Source organism: Pseudomonadales bacterium (assembly GCA_041395945.1).
Taxonomy (GTDB): Bacteria; Pseudomonadota; Gammaproteobacteria; order Pseudomonadales; family Azotimanducaceae; genus SZUA-309.
The window spans coordinates 15,711-28,966 of the sequence record JAWKZN010000003.1 but is presented as its reverse complement, the minus strand read 5'-3'; the positions used below and the strand labels follow the sequence as shown (position 1 = coordinate 28,966).

At 61.9% G+C, this 13,256-nt stretch carries 12 protein-coding genes; 1 reads left to right on the top strand and 11 read right to left on the bottom strand.

The features are described 5' to 3' along the window. Nucleotides 1-2 precede the first annotated feature (2 nt). The 9 genes from R3E82_21375 to R3E82_21335 all read right to left on the bottom strand — a co-directional run bounded on the left by R3E82_21375 (nucleotide 3) and on the right by R3E82_21335 (nucleotide 7,398). Nucleotides 3-2,765 (bottom strand): conjugative transfer ATPase, encoded by a 2,763-nt coding sequence (locus tag R3E82_21375; protein MEZ5553447.1) that lies wholly within the window; start codon nucleotides 2,763-2,765, stop codon nucleotides 3-5. Between the two features lie 2 nt (nucleotides 2,766-2,767). Further along, on the bottom strand, nucleotides 2,768-3,202 hold the full coding sequence (locus tag R3E82_21370; GenBank protein MEZ5553446.1) for a TIGR03751 family conjugal transfer lipoprotein: 435 nt from the start codon (nucleotides 3,200-3,202) through the stop codon (nucleotides 2,768-2,770). Beyond that, the gene (locus R3E82_21365) at nucleotides 3,159-4,574 is read right to left on the bottom strand and encodes a TIGR03752 family integrating conjugative element protein (GenBank protein ID MEZ5553445.1); all 1,416 of its coding nucleotides are present in this window, start codon (nucleotides 4,572-4,574) and stop codon (nucleotides 3,159-3,161) included. Before R3E82_21365 ends, R3E82_21370 begins: the two co-directional genes overlap by 44 nt. A 6-nt stretch (nucleotides 4,575-4,580) precedes the next feature. After that, on the bottom strand, nucleotides 4,581-5,405 hold the full coding sequence (locus R3E82_21360) for a TIGR03749 family integrating conjugative element protein (GenBank protein ID MEZ5553444.1): 825 nt from the start codon (nucleotides 5,403-5,405) through the stop codon (nucleotides 4,581-4,583). Next, the gene (locus R3E82_21355) at nucleotides 5,377-6,036 is read right to left on the bottom strand and encodes a TIGR03746 family integrating conjugative element protein (GenBank protein MEZ5553443.1); all 660 of its coding nucleotides are present in this window, start codon (nucleotides 6,034-6,036) and stop codon (nucleotides 5,377-5,379) included. Before R3E82_21355 ends, R3E82_21360 begins: the two co-directional genes overlap by 29 nt. Next, nucleotides 6,008-6,388: a TIGR03750 family conjugal transfer protein gene (locus tag R3E82_21350; GenBank protein MEZ5553442.1), complete on the bottom strand. Its 381-nt coding sequence runs from the start codon at nucleotides 6,386-6,388 to the stop codon at nucleotides 6,008-6,010. Before R3E82_21350 ends, R3E82_21355 begins: the two co-directional genes overlap by 29 nt. 6 nt (nucleotides 6,389-6,394) lie before the next feature. Beyond that, nucleotides 6,395-6,751, bottom strand: a complete 357-nt coding sequence (locus tag R3E82_21345) for a TIGR03745 family integrating conjugative element membrane protein (GenBank protein MEZ5553441.1) — start codon at nucleotides 6,749-6,751, stop codon at nucleotides 6,395-6,397. An 80-nt stretch (nucleotides 6,752-6,831) separates the two neighbouring features. Then, nucleotides 6,832-7,062 carry a TIGR03758 family integrating conjugative element protein gene (locus R3E82_21340; GenBank protein ID MEZ5553440.1) on the bottom strand — a complete coding sequence of 77 codons (231 nt, stop codon included), beginning with the start codon at nucleotides 7,060-7,062 and terminating at the stop codon, nucleotides 6,832-6,834. 9 nt (nucleotides 7,063-7,071) lie between these two features. Continuing rightward, nucleotides 7,072-7,398 carry an RAQPRD family integrative conjugative element protein gene (locus R3E82_21335; GenBank protein MEZ5553439.1) on the bottom strand — a complete coding sequence of 109 codons (327 nt, stop codon included), beginning with the start codon at nucleotides 7,396-7,398 and terminating at the stop codon, nucleotides 7,072-7,074. 219 nt (nucleotides 7,399-7,617) lie between these two features. Between R3E82_21335 and R3E82_21330 the strand changes: the two genes are divergently transcribed. Further along, nucleotides 7,618-9,726, top strand: coding sequence for a protein kinase (locus R3E82_21330; protein ID MEZ5553438.1), 2,109 nt, complete (start codon nucleotides 7,618-7,620; stop codon nucleotides 9,724-9,726). A gap of 120 nt (nucleotides 9,727-9,846) precedes the next feature. On the opposite strand, the gene R3E82_21325 is transcribed toward R3E82_21330, so the two are convergent. Both R3E82_21325 and R3E82_21320 read right to left on the bottom strand, forming a co-directional pair. Continuing rightward, on the bottom strand, nucleotides 9,847-10,257 hold the full coding sequence (locus tag R3E82_21325) for a hypothetical protein (protein MEZ5553437.1): 411 nt from the start codon (nucleotides 10,255-10,257) through the stop codon (nucleotides 9,847-9,849). Between the two features lie 375 nt (nucleotides 10,258-10,632). Then, nucleotides 10,633-13,236 (bottom strand): DEAD/DEAH box helicase, encoded by a 2,604-nt coding sequence (locus R3E82_21320; protein MEZ5553436.1) that lies wholly within the window; start codon nucleotides 13,234-13,236, stop codon nucleotides 10,633-10,635. Between the last annotated feature and the right edge of the window lie 20 nt (nucleotides 13,237-13,256).

Here is a 13,256-nt window from a genome sequence, read left to right as displayed (position 1 = left end):
GTTCAGCCGCCGCGTTTAGCAGCAATTCGCCCCGCCACTATGTGCACCGCCTCGAGCTCGCTACAGCCACGTTCACGCATAATCTCGGCGCGCTCGGCCTTCTCGTGCTTCTCGGTCATCGCGAGTGCGAGCGACAACGGCGGCGGCACGTTGCGGAACAGTGCTTCCAGGTTGTCGGCCAGAACGACACCCTCGACATACTTGCCCGGCTCTTTTCGCGCTGATAGCAAGAGGCTTCGCTGCTCTTCGTTCAAGTCCTTGAATCGGGCGATCTGCTCGACCTCCTCCTTGGGCATGACCAGGCACAGCCACCACTCCATCATGTTGAGCATCTTGCGGCTCGCGTCGGGAAAGTCCTCGAGGTTCTGCGTCGCGATCCAGAACCAGGCGCCGAGCTTGCGCCACATCTTTGTGATCTTGACGACGTAACGTGCAAGCAGCGGGTTCGTGGTGATGATGTGCCCCTCGTCGGTGACGACGAGAGTCGGCCGCGCATCGCTCTGGTGGCGTTCCACCAAATCGTTGATGTGGCTCATCATGGAGATGTAGGCGACGGTGAGCTGATCTTCGTAGCCTTCGCGGGCGAGCATGCCCATCTCGAGGATCGTGACGTCCGCCGCGGGCCACGGCTTGCCGGGGCGGTCGAAGAATTGTCCTGCCAGTCCCGAGCAGAAGAGCGCCATGCCGTCGCCCATCTCGAGCGCCCGGTTGCGCCGGTGCTCGGGTAAGCCCGTATCGCGGCCGATACTGGTCAGCGCCGCGACCACATCGCGGGTCAGCACTTGTTGACGTCCTTCCTCGGCCACTGTCTTTGCCGCGAGAAGTATGGCATTGCGGATCAGCAGGCGATCGGCCCGGGTCATTCGCGCGTCTTCGCATTCGTCACCCCCGGTAATCATGATGCGCGCAGCGATCTCCATCTCGCCGAGGATGTCTCGCCCAGGTCCTTCGGCATCGTCTTCATCGTCGTCGTCATCGCTGTCGGCGAGCGCGTCGGGATCGGTGATGAGTTTGGCCCGCCGGTCCTTGTCGAGCAGGCGCAGCGCATCGGCAAACGGCGGCAGGCTGACGTCCGTGCCGGGGTTGAGGGTGACCTGGTTGACGTCGAGGCCATGGCTCGCAAAATGCTGACCCAGTAACGAGAACGAACCGCCGGCTTCGATGATGAAGATTCTGGGGCGGTGCACCGCCGCCATTTGCTGGAGCAGATAGACCAGCAACGCGGACTTGCCGGCGCCGGTGGGCCCAAGGATCAGCATGTGCGCATTCTTCTTCCGGTCGGATCGATGCAGCGGATCGAAGACCAGGGGCTCGGCGCCGCGGTTGAAGAACACGAGCCCAGGATGGCCGGTGCCGCGCGAGCGGCCATAGAGCGGCAGCAGGTTGGCGATGTGACGCGAGAACACCAGGCGAGAACGTCGACTCAAACGGTCCAGCCGCACGTCGTACGCCATCGGAAGATTGCGGAGGTAGCTGTCGAGTGCCAGCAGATCTGCTTCCCGGGTGATCGGCTGTAGCGCATTCGGCAGCAGCAGCGCATTCAGTTGATTGACGTTGGCGCGCAGCGACACCAGATCCTGGCCTCTCACGTAGAAGGCCATGCTGAACGGATAGAGTTTGTTCCCGGTCGCCATCTCCCGCTCGACCGCCGCCGCGTCTTCCCGTGTCAACGCAGCCTCGGCGGAGTCGCCGACCGCCGAGCGCTTCACCAGGCCGATGTGATTGCGAGTGAGATCCTGCGGCTTCACCGTGACGGTCAGCACCATCACGGTGTGTTCGGGCAGACGATCGAACAGCGAGAACACGTGGTCCCCCGAAGGGCGTTCCGCGGTCATGTGGCCGATGTCCGGGGCACGCCGCAGTCCTTGAACGGTCACCACAGTGTGCGGCAGCTCGTCGAACCACCAGGTCGACGAAGCCTCGTCCGAGCGCGGCATGGATAGTGTCAGGGTTTGTGCGAAGTCGGCGCCAAAGGGCAGATCGTCATCCCCTGGATAAGGCGCAGCTGTCCGGAGGCCATCCGGATCATCACCGACGAATGCGGCGCGCGGGTTGAACCAGGGCAGCAACCACCGATGCAGATCCTCTCCGGAGCCGCGCCGCGCGCGGATCCCGGCCGCGGCGAGGGCCGCGACCCACTTGGTGGCAACGTCATTGAGCTCCGCCTCCACTTCGACCGCGCTCGCCAGGCGACCGCGCGGATTCAAACGACGATAGAGCACGGCCCGCACGCGTCGCTCCTGGCCGCGCCAGACCGTGCCCGTCAGGGCCGAGTCTTCAAACAGCCCGCCGGGACGACTGATCCTGGCGCAGTGTTCCTTCAGTAACGAAAGGTAGTAGCGGGAATAGCCGCGCTCGGCCGCCCCGTCGGGCAGGTACGCCGCCACGTCGCGCATGAGGTCCGACAGACTCGGCTCGTCTTGCACGTAGAGCTGCAGGATCCACGGCGTATCGTCAAGCTCCGGGATCGCTTCGGTGATGGCGGTCTGGATGGCGTCGCGCAGCTCGGTCATGAAGGCCGGCGTCCGCGCCTCGGTGCCGGCCGGCGTCAGCTCGAACAACGCGCCGACGCTGACCCCGTCCTCGAGCAGGAAGCAGCGGCTCTCCGGCAAGTATTCGACCCAGGGCAGGAAGTCGGTGAACGACGGTGGACGCGCGTAGAGCGCCTTCACATCCGACGTGGTGAGCGGTCGTGTGTCGGATGCGTGCGGCGTCGATACAGCGTGGGCCGAAGGATCCTGCGCGCTCAGCGAAAACCAGGCCATGGTCAGTGCTGTCCACTCTGAACTTGCCTTTGCACTCCGCTCGGAACTTCGCCCGGCAACGCGTACTCGATGCGCTCATACAGCGGGAATGTCGTTGCGTAGCCCGGCACGGGCACCCGCTCGGCGCCCGCCAGGTGCGGGAACACGTACATCACCAACGTCGGATTGGGCAGCCGCGGGAAGATCGTCTCGAGCTCGGTGTGCGCGGTTCGTGAGTAGCCCGCCAGATCCTCGCCATCGTTGCCGAGCGGTCGGCGGCCCAATTCGTGTCGCACGGACAATGGGTCGTCGGCGCCCATCGTCTCGAAGTGGGCATCGTAGATCGCCTTCATGGACAGCCCGTCCTGCGGCAACACGGACTCCTTGGTACTGGCACAGCCGGCGAGCGCCACGCTAATCCAGACGATGATGGCGATCGGTCGTAGTCGAGAGCGCATGATTCAGTTTCCTGCCTTGGGGTTCGAAGTCGATGGCGAGCTCGCGGTCGACGTGGATGGCAACCGCCGTGCCGGCCGGCACGAACACGGCATCGAAACTCTGGGACTGGCGTTCGAGCAGCCACTTGGCGACCTCGTCGCTACCGCCCGAGACGGTCTTGCCGAGCACATAGGTGCCGACGTCGCCGGTCACGCTGTCGGTTACGCTGCCGAGGTTGCTCACGACCGAGGTCGTCTCGGCGGCGGCTGCCGCGTCGGCGGCGGCCTGGATCGCCTGCACGCCAATTCGCTGGGACAGGAACGACACCGCATTGCTCTTGCGATCGCCGCTGATGCAGGGGATCCCCTGGGCATCTGAGATCCAGCCGAGCGACTTGTCTCGCCCACCTTGGTTGCCCGCTTGCGCGTTGCGATCGTCGCTCGAGATCGTCCGGATCGTGCCGTCGTCGAAGACGAAGGTGACTGATTCGAGGCGGCCGGTGACACAGGAGAGGGTCCAGTCGCCGACCGCCGTGCCGCTCCAGACCATGCCCTGGACACCCGGCACCATCAGTCCATTGGCAGCGAGGTTGTCCGCACCGGTGATCACCTTGAACGGCATCGGGTCGCGTACCTGCCCCTGGATCGGGATCCGGCCGACCAGCGCAGTCATGGAAGTGGAGCCGATGAGCGTTGCGTTGCGCGGAACCGTGTAGGCCGGCCGATCCTGCATGGCCTCGACCCGCCCCTGCGCGCTGGTCACTACCTGACCCGTCCTGCTTCGCGCGCCATCGAGATAACCGCCGGCGGTCTGCCCCGCGCGGTCGAGTAGCCCGGTTTCGGGCTGGGTGGGGTCCGACGCATCGAGGGGCTCGACCCAAATGAGGTTCGGCGCAGTGCCCGAAGGACTTCCGACCCCGTCCAGGCCTAGGCCAACGGGAATGTCACTCCCGATGCCGCCGGATTGAGTCCGCTTCATCGACTCGGCCAGGCTGTCGACACGGTTGGTGAGCGAGGCCAACACCCCGGAGTCGATCCGGGCTTGATTCTCGTCGTCGTGCTGCTGTGCCTGGAGTTCCCGGCGCAGCCGTGTCGCGACGTTCTCCTCGATCTGGGTGCGACTCGCGACGAGTGCCTGGTTGTCCTTGCGCAACGTCGCGTTGTCACGGCGCAGCGCCTCGACTTCGGAGGTCATGGCCGCGACGTTCGCGGTCAGCGTTTTGATGGTGTCCGCGGGCGTATCGGCATCCGGCGCCGGCGATACGGGCACGCTGTCCAGCACCACTTCGTTGCCGTCTTCGCCCGTGCACGACTTGAGCGTCACGAAGGCGAGCATCAGCACGACAACGCCACCGAGGATGGGTAACAGACGATTGGAGGTTGCAGCGGGCATGACCGGCTACCTGAGCGACGGCGCGAAGGCCCGGGCAGAGACCAGGTAGACGACCGTCCGATCGGCCTCACTGCCTGCCGCATGCAATCGGTTGTGCTGGAACGCGGCCGTGAGCCAGCTGCCGCGCAGGGTTCTCGGGTCCAGTGTCTGAGGCCGGTCGGTCTTGTTGGTGAGCTTGACTGCCGTCAAATACAGATCGCCCGCCCGCCAGGCGATGAGCGGCACGGCTTCGACGGCACCACCGCGTACCAGCGCCACCGGCTCGCGTCTGACGGGCTCACGCACCACGCCGGGCAGTTCTATCAGTAAGCGCGCCGGCGCGTAGAGTTGCTGCGCGGCGAACCGGGTCAGGGTCACGTAGCCGTATTGCGGGGGCGCGGATTCGGTCTCCTGGCGATCGGCGGTCGGCTGGTCCGGGAGGAAGATCTCGATCGGCGCGTTGCCCGCACTTTCCGCGCTGGCAGACAGGTCCAGCAGGTAGACCTGACCATCGTCGAGACCACGCACGATTACGCGAGTGCTGGCGAATGGTTGATGTGCCAGCAGGTAGGCCGTGCCGGCGATGCTCTGAATGCGGAGCACGCCCTGCAATTGCGGCGGCACCCCGACCTTGACGGCGCCCGGGAAGTGCACGAGACGTTCGGTCCCGACCGGGAGCTCGATGGCGATCGGCGTCTTGCGCCAGGCGACACGCTCGGCCACTTCGGGTGCCGCCTGTGCGATGCCGGCGGACAACATCAGCAAAGCAAACAGCCACGAAGCGATGGCGGTTTCGAATCTCTGATCGCGCACTTCCGCAGGACTAAGCACCACCATCGGCGTCTCCTCCATCGCTCAGTTCCGCGTCGGTGAGTCGTCGAGGGCCTTCCGCCCCGTACCCGTCCAGGGCCAGTCCCCAGGGATTCGTTTCCAGGTCGACCGCGTAGCGAACGACGCGCAGTGGGTAGCGGATCGCGGTGCGCTTGACGGTCATGCCCTTCACCGACTCCAGCAGGTCGACGTCCAGCCACACGATCCAAGCCTGCGCGCTCAGCACATCGACCCGGCGTTCCTCGTAGCCGTGGCCCGGGATCTCCTGCATGCCGCGAACGCGATAGGCGAGCTCGCCTTGGCGTCCTTTCTGCTCGAGCTCAGCGATCAGATCGGCGCGGTAACGGGGCGTCAGGTACGGCGACACCTGAAAGATGGCCCGGCCGTAGTCACTGGCACCATCCTCCGGCCAGCGGTTGAGCTGCTGGAAGATGTAGAACGCGAACGCGTAGACGTTGGGTGGCGGCACCTCGTCGACAGCGAGCACAGCGCCCGAACGCAAATCCGGCGGGATGTGCACGGTGAGTCGTTCGGGTGCCTGACTCCAGCCGAACCACAGCCCGGCGATCACCACCGCCTGGATGGCGATCACGGCCCATAGGGACCGCAGATGCGCGCGGACATTATCGATCTCGTATCGGTAACGTCGCATGCGCGCTCCTGCCGATATCCCACGCGCCGCTGCGGCGGACGAAGGGCGAACGTTTCAGGCCCCGGTCATCGAGCCAGAGCACGATCTGCTGCTGGTAGTAGCCGTCCGGCCGGTTCCGCTTCAGACGCTGAAACAGACTCGCCATCAGCAGCACGGTCGCCACGATGCCGACGCCGGCGATGCCGAAGCCCATCGTGACCGCACCCGCGAGCCACGCCAGAATCAGACTGACGGGCAACCACACGAGTGCGGCCACGCCGACGATGACGCCAAGCTCGCTCGAGGAGCATCCCTTGAAGATGGCGGGCTCCGCGTTGAGCCGGTCGGCCAGGATGTCGTGCCGGTCGCTCATGTCGGATCAGATGACGCCAGCGGCTTCGGTCAGCAGGTAGCTCGCGAAAATCAGCACCACCGCACCGACAATGCCGAGCACGCCGACCTCCGCCCACTCCGCCTTGCCCTGCCGCGCCTCGTTGAACTTCGCGAACGCGAGATACGCCACCCACAGGAAACCCAGCACCGCGATCGCCAGTCCCAGCACGAGACCGCCATCCTTGATGTAGCCCTGGATCAGGGCGATCCAGTCGCCGGCCGCCGGCGCCGTACTCGGCGCAACCGGGGTCGGAAGCGCCGCCCACACGGGCGGATTGGCCGCGAGACCGAGGAGGCCCGCCAGGGCCACTGTCCTTTTCTTGAGTCGCTCGAACATCATCATTTCTCCGAAGTTGCGGGGCACCCCCCTGATCACGACATGCCGGGGCTTGCTCCCGGCCCAACACGGTTCCGGTCACCCCGTCACCGCAAATAGAACCCGAGCACGAGCAGCACGATGCTGGCCCGTAGCGCCGCCCACACGAGGTCGAACAGCGCGACCTGCCCGTCCTGCCACGCACGAAACGATCCGACAGTCACCCACATCACCCAGACGAACGTGAGCACCAGGACAACACTCGCGATGGTCGTGAGCAGCGTTCCCGGAGTGACTCCGGAACCCGCCTGAAACGCGGCACTTTGCGCAGGGGTCATCGGCGTGCCTCACTGCCGATAGTCGCCGCGCAGCGGCGGAAACGTCCGCGGCTCGGTGCGCGGCGCGTCGATGTGTTCCTGGATACCGGCGCGAATGCGCTCGAGGTCCTGGCGGAGCCAGTCGTAGCGAAAGCGGATACGGGTATCGGGGCTGGCTTGCGACTCAGCGGTCTCGATCAGCGGGGCGAGGGCTTCGATCTCGTGGATGAGGCGTGCGAGGGCTTCGCGTTCGGCGTCGGGGTCGGCCCAAACAGCGGAAGACGACAAAAGGGCGCCAAGTATCCCGAGGCCAGCCAGCCAGCAGATTCGCATAATGGTATCTTCGAGACCGTGCATGTGCGCATGGTCTGGAACTTGCGAAGCGCCGTCGATGCGGAACTCGCTCGGCTAGTGGCGTGCTTTTCTTTTAAGCCCGTTGCGGTCTGACCTGACAGGCAGTGACGGATAGGGGCGAATCACCGAAATCGGACTCTCGTGACCAAGGGGCGTGGCTGATCGAGGATTTGACCGCGGTATTGCTCGATCGCACACTTTGGTTGTCAACGGGAGCAAGTCATGGCGTTTAGTTGGCGCAAGATGCTTGGCTTTAAGCGAACGGATGAGCCGCCATCCGACCGCGCACCCCGTGCGCCTGCAATGAGGCCACGCAGCTATAGGGTAGGCGATTCAATCGGCGGCGAGTATGAGGTTCTCGAGATCTTTTCTGGTGGCATGGGCCTTGTCTACGTTGTCAGCCACCATGACGAAGACGCTCCGATTGTGCTAAAGACTCTGCAGCGCCCCGAGAGTGAATCGGAGCGCGAGCAGTTCCTCCGCGAGGCCGAGATTTGGGTGGGACTGGGCCGGCACCCTAACATCGTTCGCGCGCGCTTCGTGGCGATGCTCGACGGGCAGCACTATGTTGCCGCAGACTACGTTCCGAACACGCCCGACCGAGGCAACACCCTGGACGCTTATGTCGGGTACCGCGGCCTGCCAGCCGGTCTGGTGCTGACCTGGGTCGCCCAATTTTGTCATGGCATGACCCATGCTCAATCTCACGGCGTGGTGGCACATCGGGATATCAAGCCGGGCAACCTGATGCTCACGCCTGATAACGAGCTATGTATTACGGATTTCGGCTTGGCGCGGAGCTTCGCGCTCCCGTCGGGGACCATTGAAGGGGTGACGGAGCGCCAATCCATCTCTGGAACACTTCCTTACATGGCACCGGAGCAGTTCTTGGCACCAGCTGCGCTGGATCACCGTGTCGACATATACGCATTCGGTATCACCTTGTATGAGCTGATTGTCGGTGCTCGACCGTTCGTTGAGAGTAACCAGCAAGCGATCGTTCAGCAAATCCTCTATGAAACGCCGAAACCCATGCAAAGTCCGTTGTGGCCAATCTGCGAACGGTGCCTTCGCAAGGCTCCCTCAGCGCGGTACCAAGGCTTCGGGGAGCTCTTGATCGACGCTAGGGATATCGCCCGCCAAATCGGAGTTGGCCTCCCGAGCCCGTCTGCCTCCAGGACAGACGAAGAAGAGCTGGTCTATGCGAGGGCGATGTCCTACGGCGCGATGGGACGCCCAGATTTGGCCCTAAAGTACTCGCTCGAATACTGCCGGATGGTTCCCGAGGACGATAGGGCATGGACTGAGTTGGGGAAACAATACCTCATGCAGAACCAGTTGAAGGAATCCGTCCAGGCATCACTTCGTTCGATCGAATTGGCGCCATTCAAGGCCGTCGCCAGGAACAACCTAGGAATAGCCCTTCATCGACTTGGTAGGCACGATGAGGCTTTAGACGAGCTTAGGGTCGCCGCTTCCCACGATCCACTGAACACTGGAGCGTTGCTTAATCAGTCGGGCCCGCTGACAAGTCTTCGGCGACCGCTCGAGGCGATTCAAGTCATGCAGCAGGCGATCAGGATCGCACCGGACAAGGCTTCAATCTGGGCAAACCTAGGTGCGCTCCAGATGGAGGTGGGACAGGAAGTAGAGGCCGAGCAATGCTTGAGAAAGGCCCTTGAGCTTCATCCTGGACTGCACGAGGCGAAGGAAAACCTCAGCACGCTGATCGCGAAGCGCACTAGTGCGCCATCGGGACACCGGCGGCCCGATCCGGGCCAGTTGTTGGCAGCGGGTCGCTTTGATGAAGCGGAGACGGAGCTTCTTGAGCGAGTCGCGGAGAACGCGAGCGATGTTGATGCGTGGCACAACCTTGGCATCATCGCGGTTCACATGCACCGCGAGCAGGAGGCCATCGAACGCTTCGGACGAGTCGTCGCGCTTCAGCCTAGCGAAAGTTTCGCTCGAAAACAGTTGGTCAATCTCAGAGCCAACGCTGGGGATATCGTCGGTGCATTGCGCGAGTGTGAGGAGTTGGCGCGAATTCCCAAGGAGAGGCTGCACGCCACGCTGCTGCGCGCTCAGTTGCTTCAGGGGCTCGGTAAGATCTCACTGGCGATTCAGGAACTGCAGCAGGTGGTCCGCGCGAACCCAGAGATCGATCAGGTGTGGTTCATCCTTTCTGAAATATACGAACGAGAGGGCCGGCTCAAGGAGTCGCTCGAAGCAGCAACGAAGGCGCATGCCATACTACGGAAGGCCGGCGGCCACGCTGACAACATCGCTATGGTCGAGGAACGTATTGCCCGCCTCAAAGTCGCACTGGCGTGACGAGACGTTTTCCGGTCCAAGCGAGTTTCCTATGCCACGCACAACGCGTTCGAAGATACGCTTCGTTTAACCTACTGTAACGGTGCTACGATTTTCTGCGTGACGCCGACGACTGGCAGGTCATGAGCGTTCGCCCAAGAGTCGTCCCTCTTCGTTCAATACATAGGTAGTGACGCCGAAATTGAAACGCGGTCCGCTATCATCGTGGATAATCTTCAGCTTCCCGCCGCAGTCGTGTCGGAAGTTATGTGTGAGATTATCGCTGCCGTCAAAAGTCATCGGTACCGTTTTGTCGGACCAACAATTGAGACATCTTGGCCGCGCAGTACGGCTGGCCGCGATTTCCAGCAATCCTCGTAGCTTCTCTATCTCTTCGTCAAAACGTTTAATCGAATAGAACAAACCACGTCGCTCTGATCGATTCCGGATACGTGCGAGAAACGCTTTCGAGAGTTGATCGGCTCGAGAGCGGGATTCGCGCCTTTCGCGTTCCTTCTCGACCAATTCTATCTGCAGGCTTTCAAGATCCATGTTCTCGATGTCTGAGTAGTTTTCGCATTCGTAGCACCACCCTTTTTTACGTCCGGTCTCGACTTCCTTTCCGCTATTCAGCCGGTAAACTACCCGTATAGGCCGGTAGACTTCCCGCGTTTCGAAGCCACATCCCGTGCAACAGATTCTCGCTGAATCAATCGACATTCCTCACGATCCCCATTTCGTGCTCTGCTCAAGCTTCATCGCGGCAAATACATCATCCTATAGGTACTTCTTAAACGTACTCGCAGTCACCGCCTCGCTCAGCGCAAACAGCGTCGAGAAGAGGAGAACCACAGAGCTCGGATCTGGACTCAGCGGCTGAATCGCTAGAGCACTGGCAAAGTCCCTAGTCCAATAGGATAGCCCCCACTACTCAGAGATGTCGCTTTCCGGCCAGAACAGCGTCAGATCGCTCACCAGTGGCTTAAGGAACGGCAGTCGCAACTGTTCGACGTTTCGGGCAGCGTACTCGCGAGCCCCCTCCAGCCAGACCGACATCTCGTCACCCGGAATCGATCGCACCGCGCCGGACACCTCGGCTTGCCCAGGCTTGCGTACATTGAGCAGCTCCAGAATCTGCTCGTCCCGCAGCAGGACCAAGGCACCTGCATCGTTTGCGGTAACACCCACGGCCACCTGTCGCAGGTGGCCGGTTCGGCTGGTCACTGCATCCTGGACCTGAAACACCGCTAGTGGGTGCGTCGTCTCGCGTAACAGTGCCAGCGCCGCTTCCTCGTCCGCGGCCTGGGACAGCGCTTGGTCGAAGACCTGATGACCAACGCCCACGATCCGCTTGGATTCCTCCGCATCATGGGGATGCCGGTGAAAGATCAGATCCTCGTAACGTGCCCGCACGCCCGGTGAGCCCAACCATGCGTCCGGCGTCTTGAAACTGAAGGAGCCTCCTTCTCGGTCGGGTCGGCGCCGATTCTTGACCAACGCGCCGTAGAAGAAGGGGACCAAGTCCGGAAGGTCCTTTCGAGGAACGTCTTCTAACTGGGATAAGTCGAAACTCTGACAGTGCCCCACTAGGTCTGTCACGGTCATAAGAGCGGATTTTCCGCCTAGGCTCCTCGTTTTCGCGTCGAACCATTCATCCAGACGATCCGCTCGAACCGACTGGCCCTCGGCAAACAACTCGTTGAAGAAACTCGGACCGGCCATGCCAAGAACCATCTGCATCAAATCTTCTGGCTCATCCATGGCATGTCCGAGGGCCTCCATGATGTGACCGAGTTTCGTTTCGAGCTTGCCCCAGATCCTGGACTCCACAGTACTGGGGTTGCGAATTGTCACGACATCAACGGGGTGCTTCTGGCCATACCGGTTCAATCGACCGACCCTCTGATGAAGCCGCATGGGATTCCAAGGAAGATCTACGTGAATAAGCGTGTGACTGCGCTCCTGTAGGTCGATTCCCTCGCCGCCTGCCTCGGTCGAAACAAGAAATCGGATCCGGCCCTGATTAAACGAATCAGCAGTCGTCTCCCGGTTGGCCGAGATGACCGTCTCCTCGCCTGAAGGTCGCCGAACTCCCTCTAATCGATTGTCGCCGTTGATAAACCCCACGCTGTGCTCGCCGAAACGGGCCATCAAAGTCGACACCACCAGCGCTTGGGTCGCTTTGTATTCCGTAAACAGCAAGATTGAACGGTCACCGTATTGGTTGACGATGATCTCGCCTATGCGAGCAATCTTGCTCTCTTCTTTGATCTGCTCGGCGGCTCGAAGCAGCGACTCGAGATGGGGCAACTCGTCCTCGAGCAATCGGAACCGCTCTTGATTCATCCACCGGGTAAAGGCGTCCAAGACTTCGGGGTCTTCCTCCTCGCTTGCGGGAAAGTCGGGCCCATAGCGCTCGCGAAGCTCGGTTACCTCCTTCCTCAGCTTCTCCAGCCGCCTTCTCAGCGCGGCCCGAATGGCCGCCACCGAGCTGGATGCAATCTTCTGCATAGCAATTAGGACCAGCGTTACCTGCCGGCGCTCACTCTGCTGCAATCCGGATGCATAAGCGTTACCGGCGAGAATGAAGTTCGTCAGGAGCTGATAAAAATCTCGCTCTTCGTCCGTGTAGTCGTAGGTCTCGGGGTGGTTACTTACCGGCTGAAACAGTCGGTTTCCTGCCATGTCGGTGACTTTTTGCTTGAAGTTCCGAATAAGCACCTGCCTCAGCAGTGGCATTTGCTCCTGCTCCGGGCGGTTTGGACCGAAGAGATCGGGCCGTAGCAGCCCCATGAGCGACCAGAAGCCGTAAGGCTTACCACGGTGGGGCGTCCCCGTGAAAAAGAGGCATGACTGGACGCGATCCTCTTCGACAAGACGTTCGATGAACTGATAGCCCAGCGTTTTTCCTGTCTGTTCGTCAGCGTTGAGATGGTGCGCCTCATCCACGATGAGCATGTCCCAGGCGGGCGCGTCCAATAGTCGCTCGTGGCGCCCCGCGCGATCCATGCGCATAGTTGGCAGGGACGCGACAACTTGGTTATGGGTACTCCAGAAGTCGGCCCTCGGGCGATCTACCTCAGGGCGATACATCGACATGCGGATGTCAAAGAGCGTCCGTAGCCGGTATTGCCATTGCTCTACAAGGGAGGCGGGCGTGAGAATCAAAAGCCTTCTTACCTTTCCGCTGGAAAGCAAAGGCCACAGAATGAGGCCGGCCTCTATCGTCTTTCCCAACCCAACATCGTCAGCGATTAACAATCGGATTGGCCACTGCTGTAGAGCTCGGTGGCACACCCACAGCTGGTGCGGAAGAAGGTCGATTCGTGACCGCGAGAAAACTCCCCACGCGTCGTTCAATGAGCGTATGGCTGCAGATTGGGCCTTTAGAGTCACATCCAGCGTCGGCGACCACCGCCCCAGCTTGACCGCGTCGACGACTCCGAGACGAGGCGTCAAACTGCTCGCTTCGCAGGACTCGATTCGATCTTCGAAACGCACGATGACAGTGTCCCCTTGGTCCAGGATCACGCTTCCTGTCCCGAAACCCG

What these genes read in the sequence shown, in the direction of transcription:
- R3E82_21365 (MEZ5553445.1), bottom strand. Translation starts at nt 4,574, where the DNA reads ATGCCCGCTGCAACCTCCAATCGTCTGTTACCCATCCTCGGTGGCGTT.
- R3E82_21340 (MEZ5553440.1), bottom strand. Translation starts at nt 7,062, where the DNA reads ATGACCCCTGCGCAAAGTGCCGCGTTTCAGGCGGGTTCCGGAGTCACT.
- R3E82_21335 (MEZ5553439.1), bottom strand. Translation starts at nt 7,398, where the DNA reads ATGCACGGTCTCGAAGATACCATTATGCGAATCTGCTGGCTGGCTGGC.
- R3E82_21360 (MEZ5553444.1), bottom strand. Translation starts at nt 5,405, where the DNA reads ATGGAGGAGACGCCGATGGTGGTGCTTAGTCCTGCGGAAGTGCGCGAT.
- R3E82_21325 (MEZ5553437.1), bottom strand. Translation starts at nt 10,257, where the DNA reads ATGGATCTTGAAAGCCTGCAGATAGAATTGGTCGAGAAGGAACGCGAA.
- R3E82_21355 (MEZ5553443.1), bottom strand. Translation starts at nt 6,036, where the DNA reads ATGCGACGTTACCGATACGAGATCGATAATGTCCGCGCGCATCTGCGG.
- R3E82_21350 (MEZ5553442.1), bottom strand. Translation starts at nt 6,388, where the DNA reads ATGAGCGACCGGCACGACATCCTGGCCGACCGGCTCAACGCGGAGCCC.
- R3E82_21330 (MEZ5553438.1), top strand. Translation starts at nt 7,618, where the DNA reads ATGGCGTTTAGTTGGCGCAAGATGCTTGGCTTTAAGCGAACGGATGAG.
- R3E82_21375 (MEZ5553447.1), bottom strand. Translation starts at nt 2,765, where the DNA reads ATGGCCTGGTTTTCGCTGAGCGCGCAGGATCCTTCGGCCCACGCTGTA.
- R3E82_21370 (MEZ5553446.1), bottom strand. Translation starts at nt 3,202, where the DNA reads ATGCGCTCTCGACTACGACCGATCGCCATCATCGTCTGGATTAGCGTG.
- R3E82_21345 (MEZ5553441.1), bottom strand. Translation starts at nt 6,751, where the DNA reads ATGATGATGTTCGAGCGACTCAAGAAAAGGACAGTGGCCCTGGCGGGC.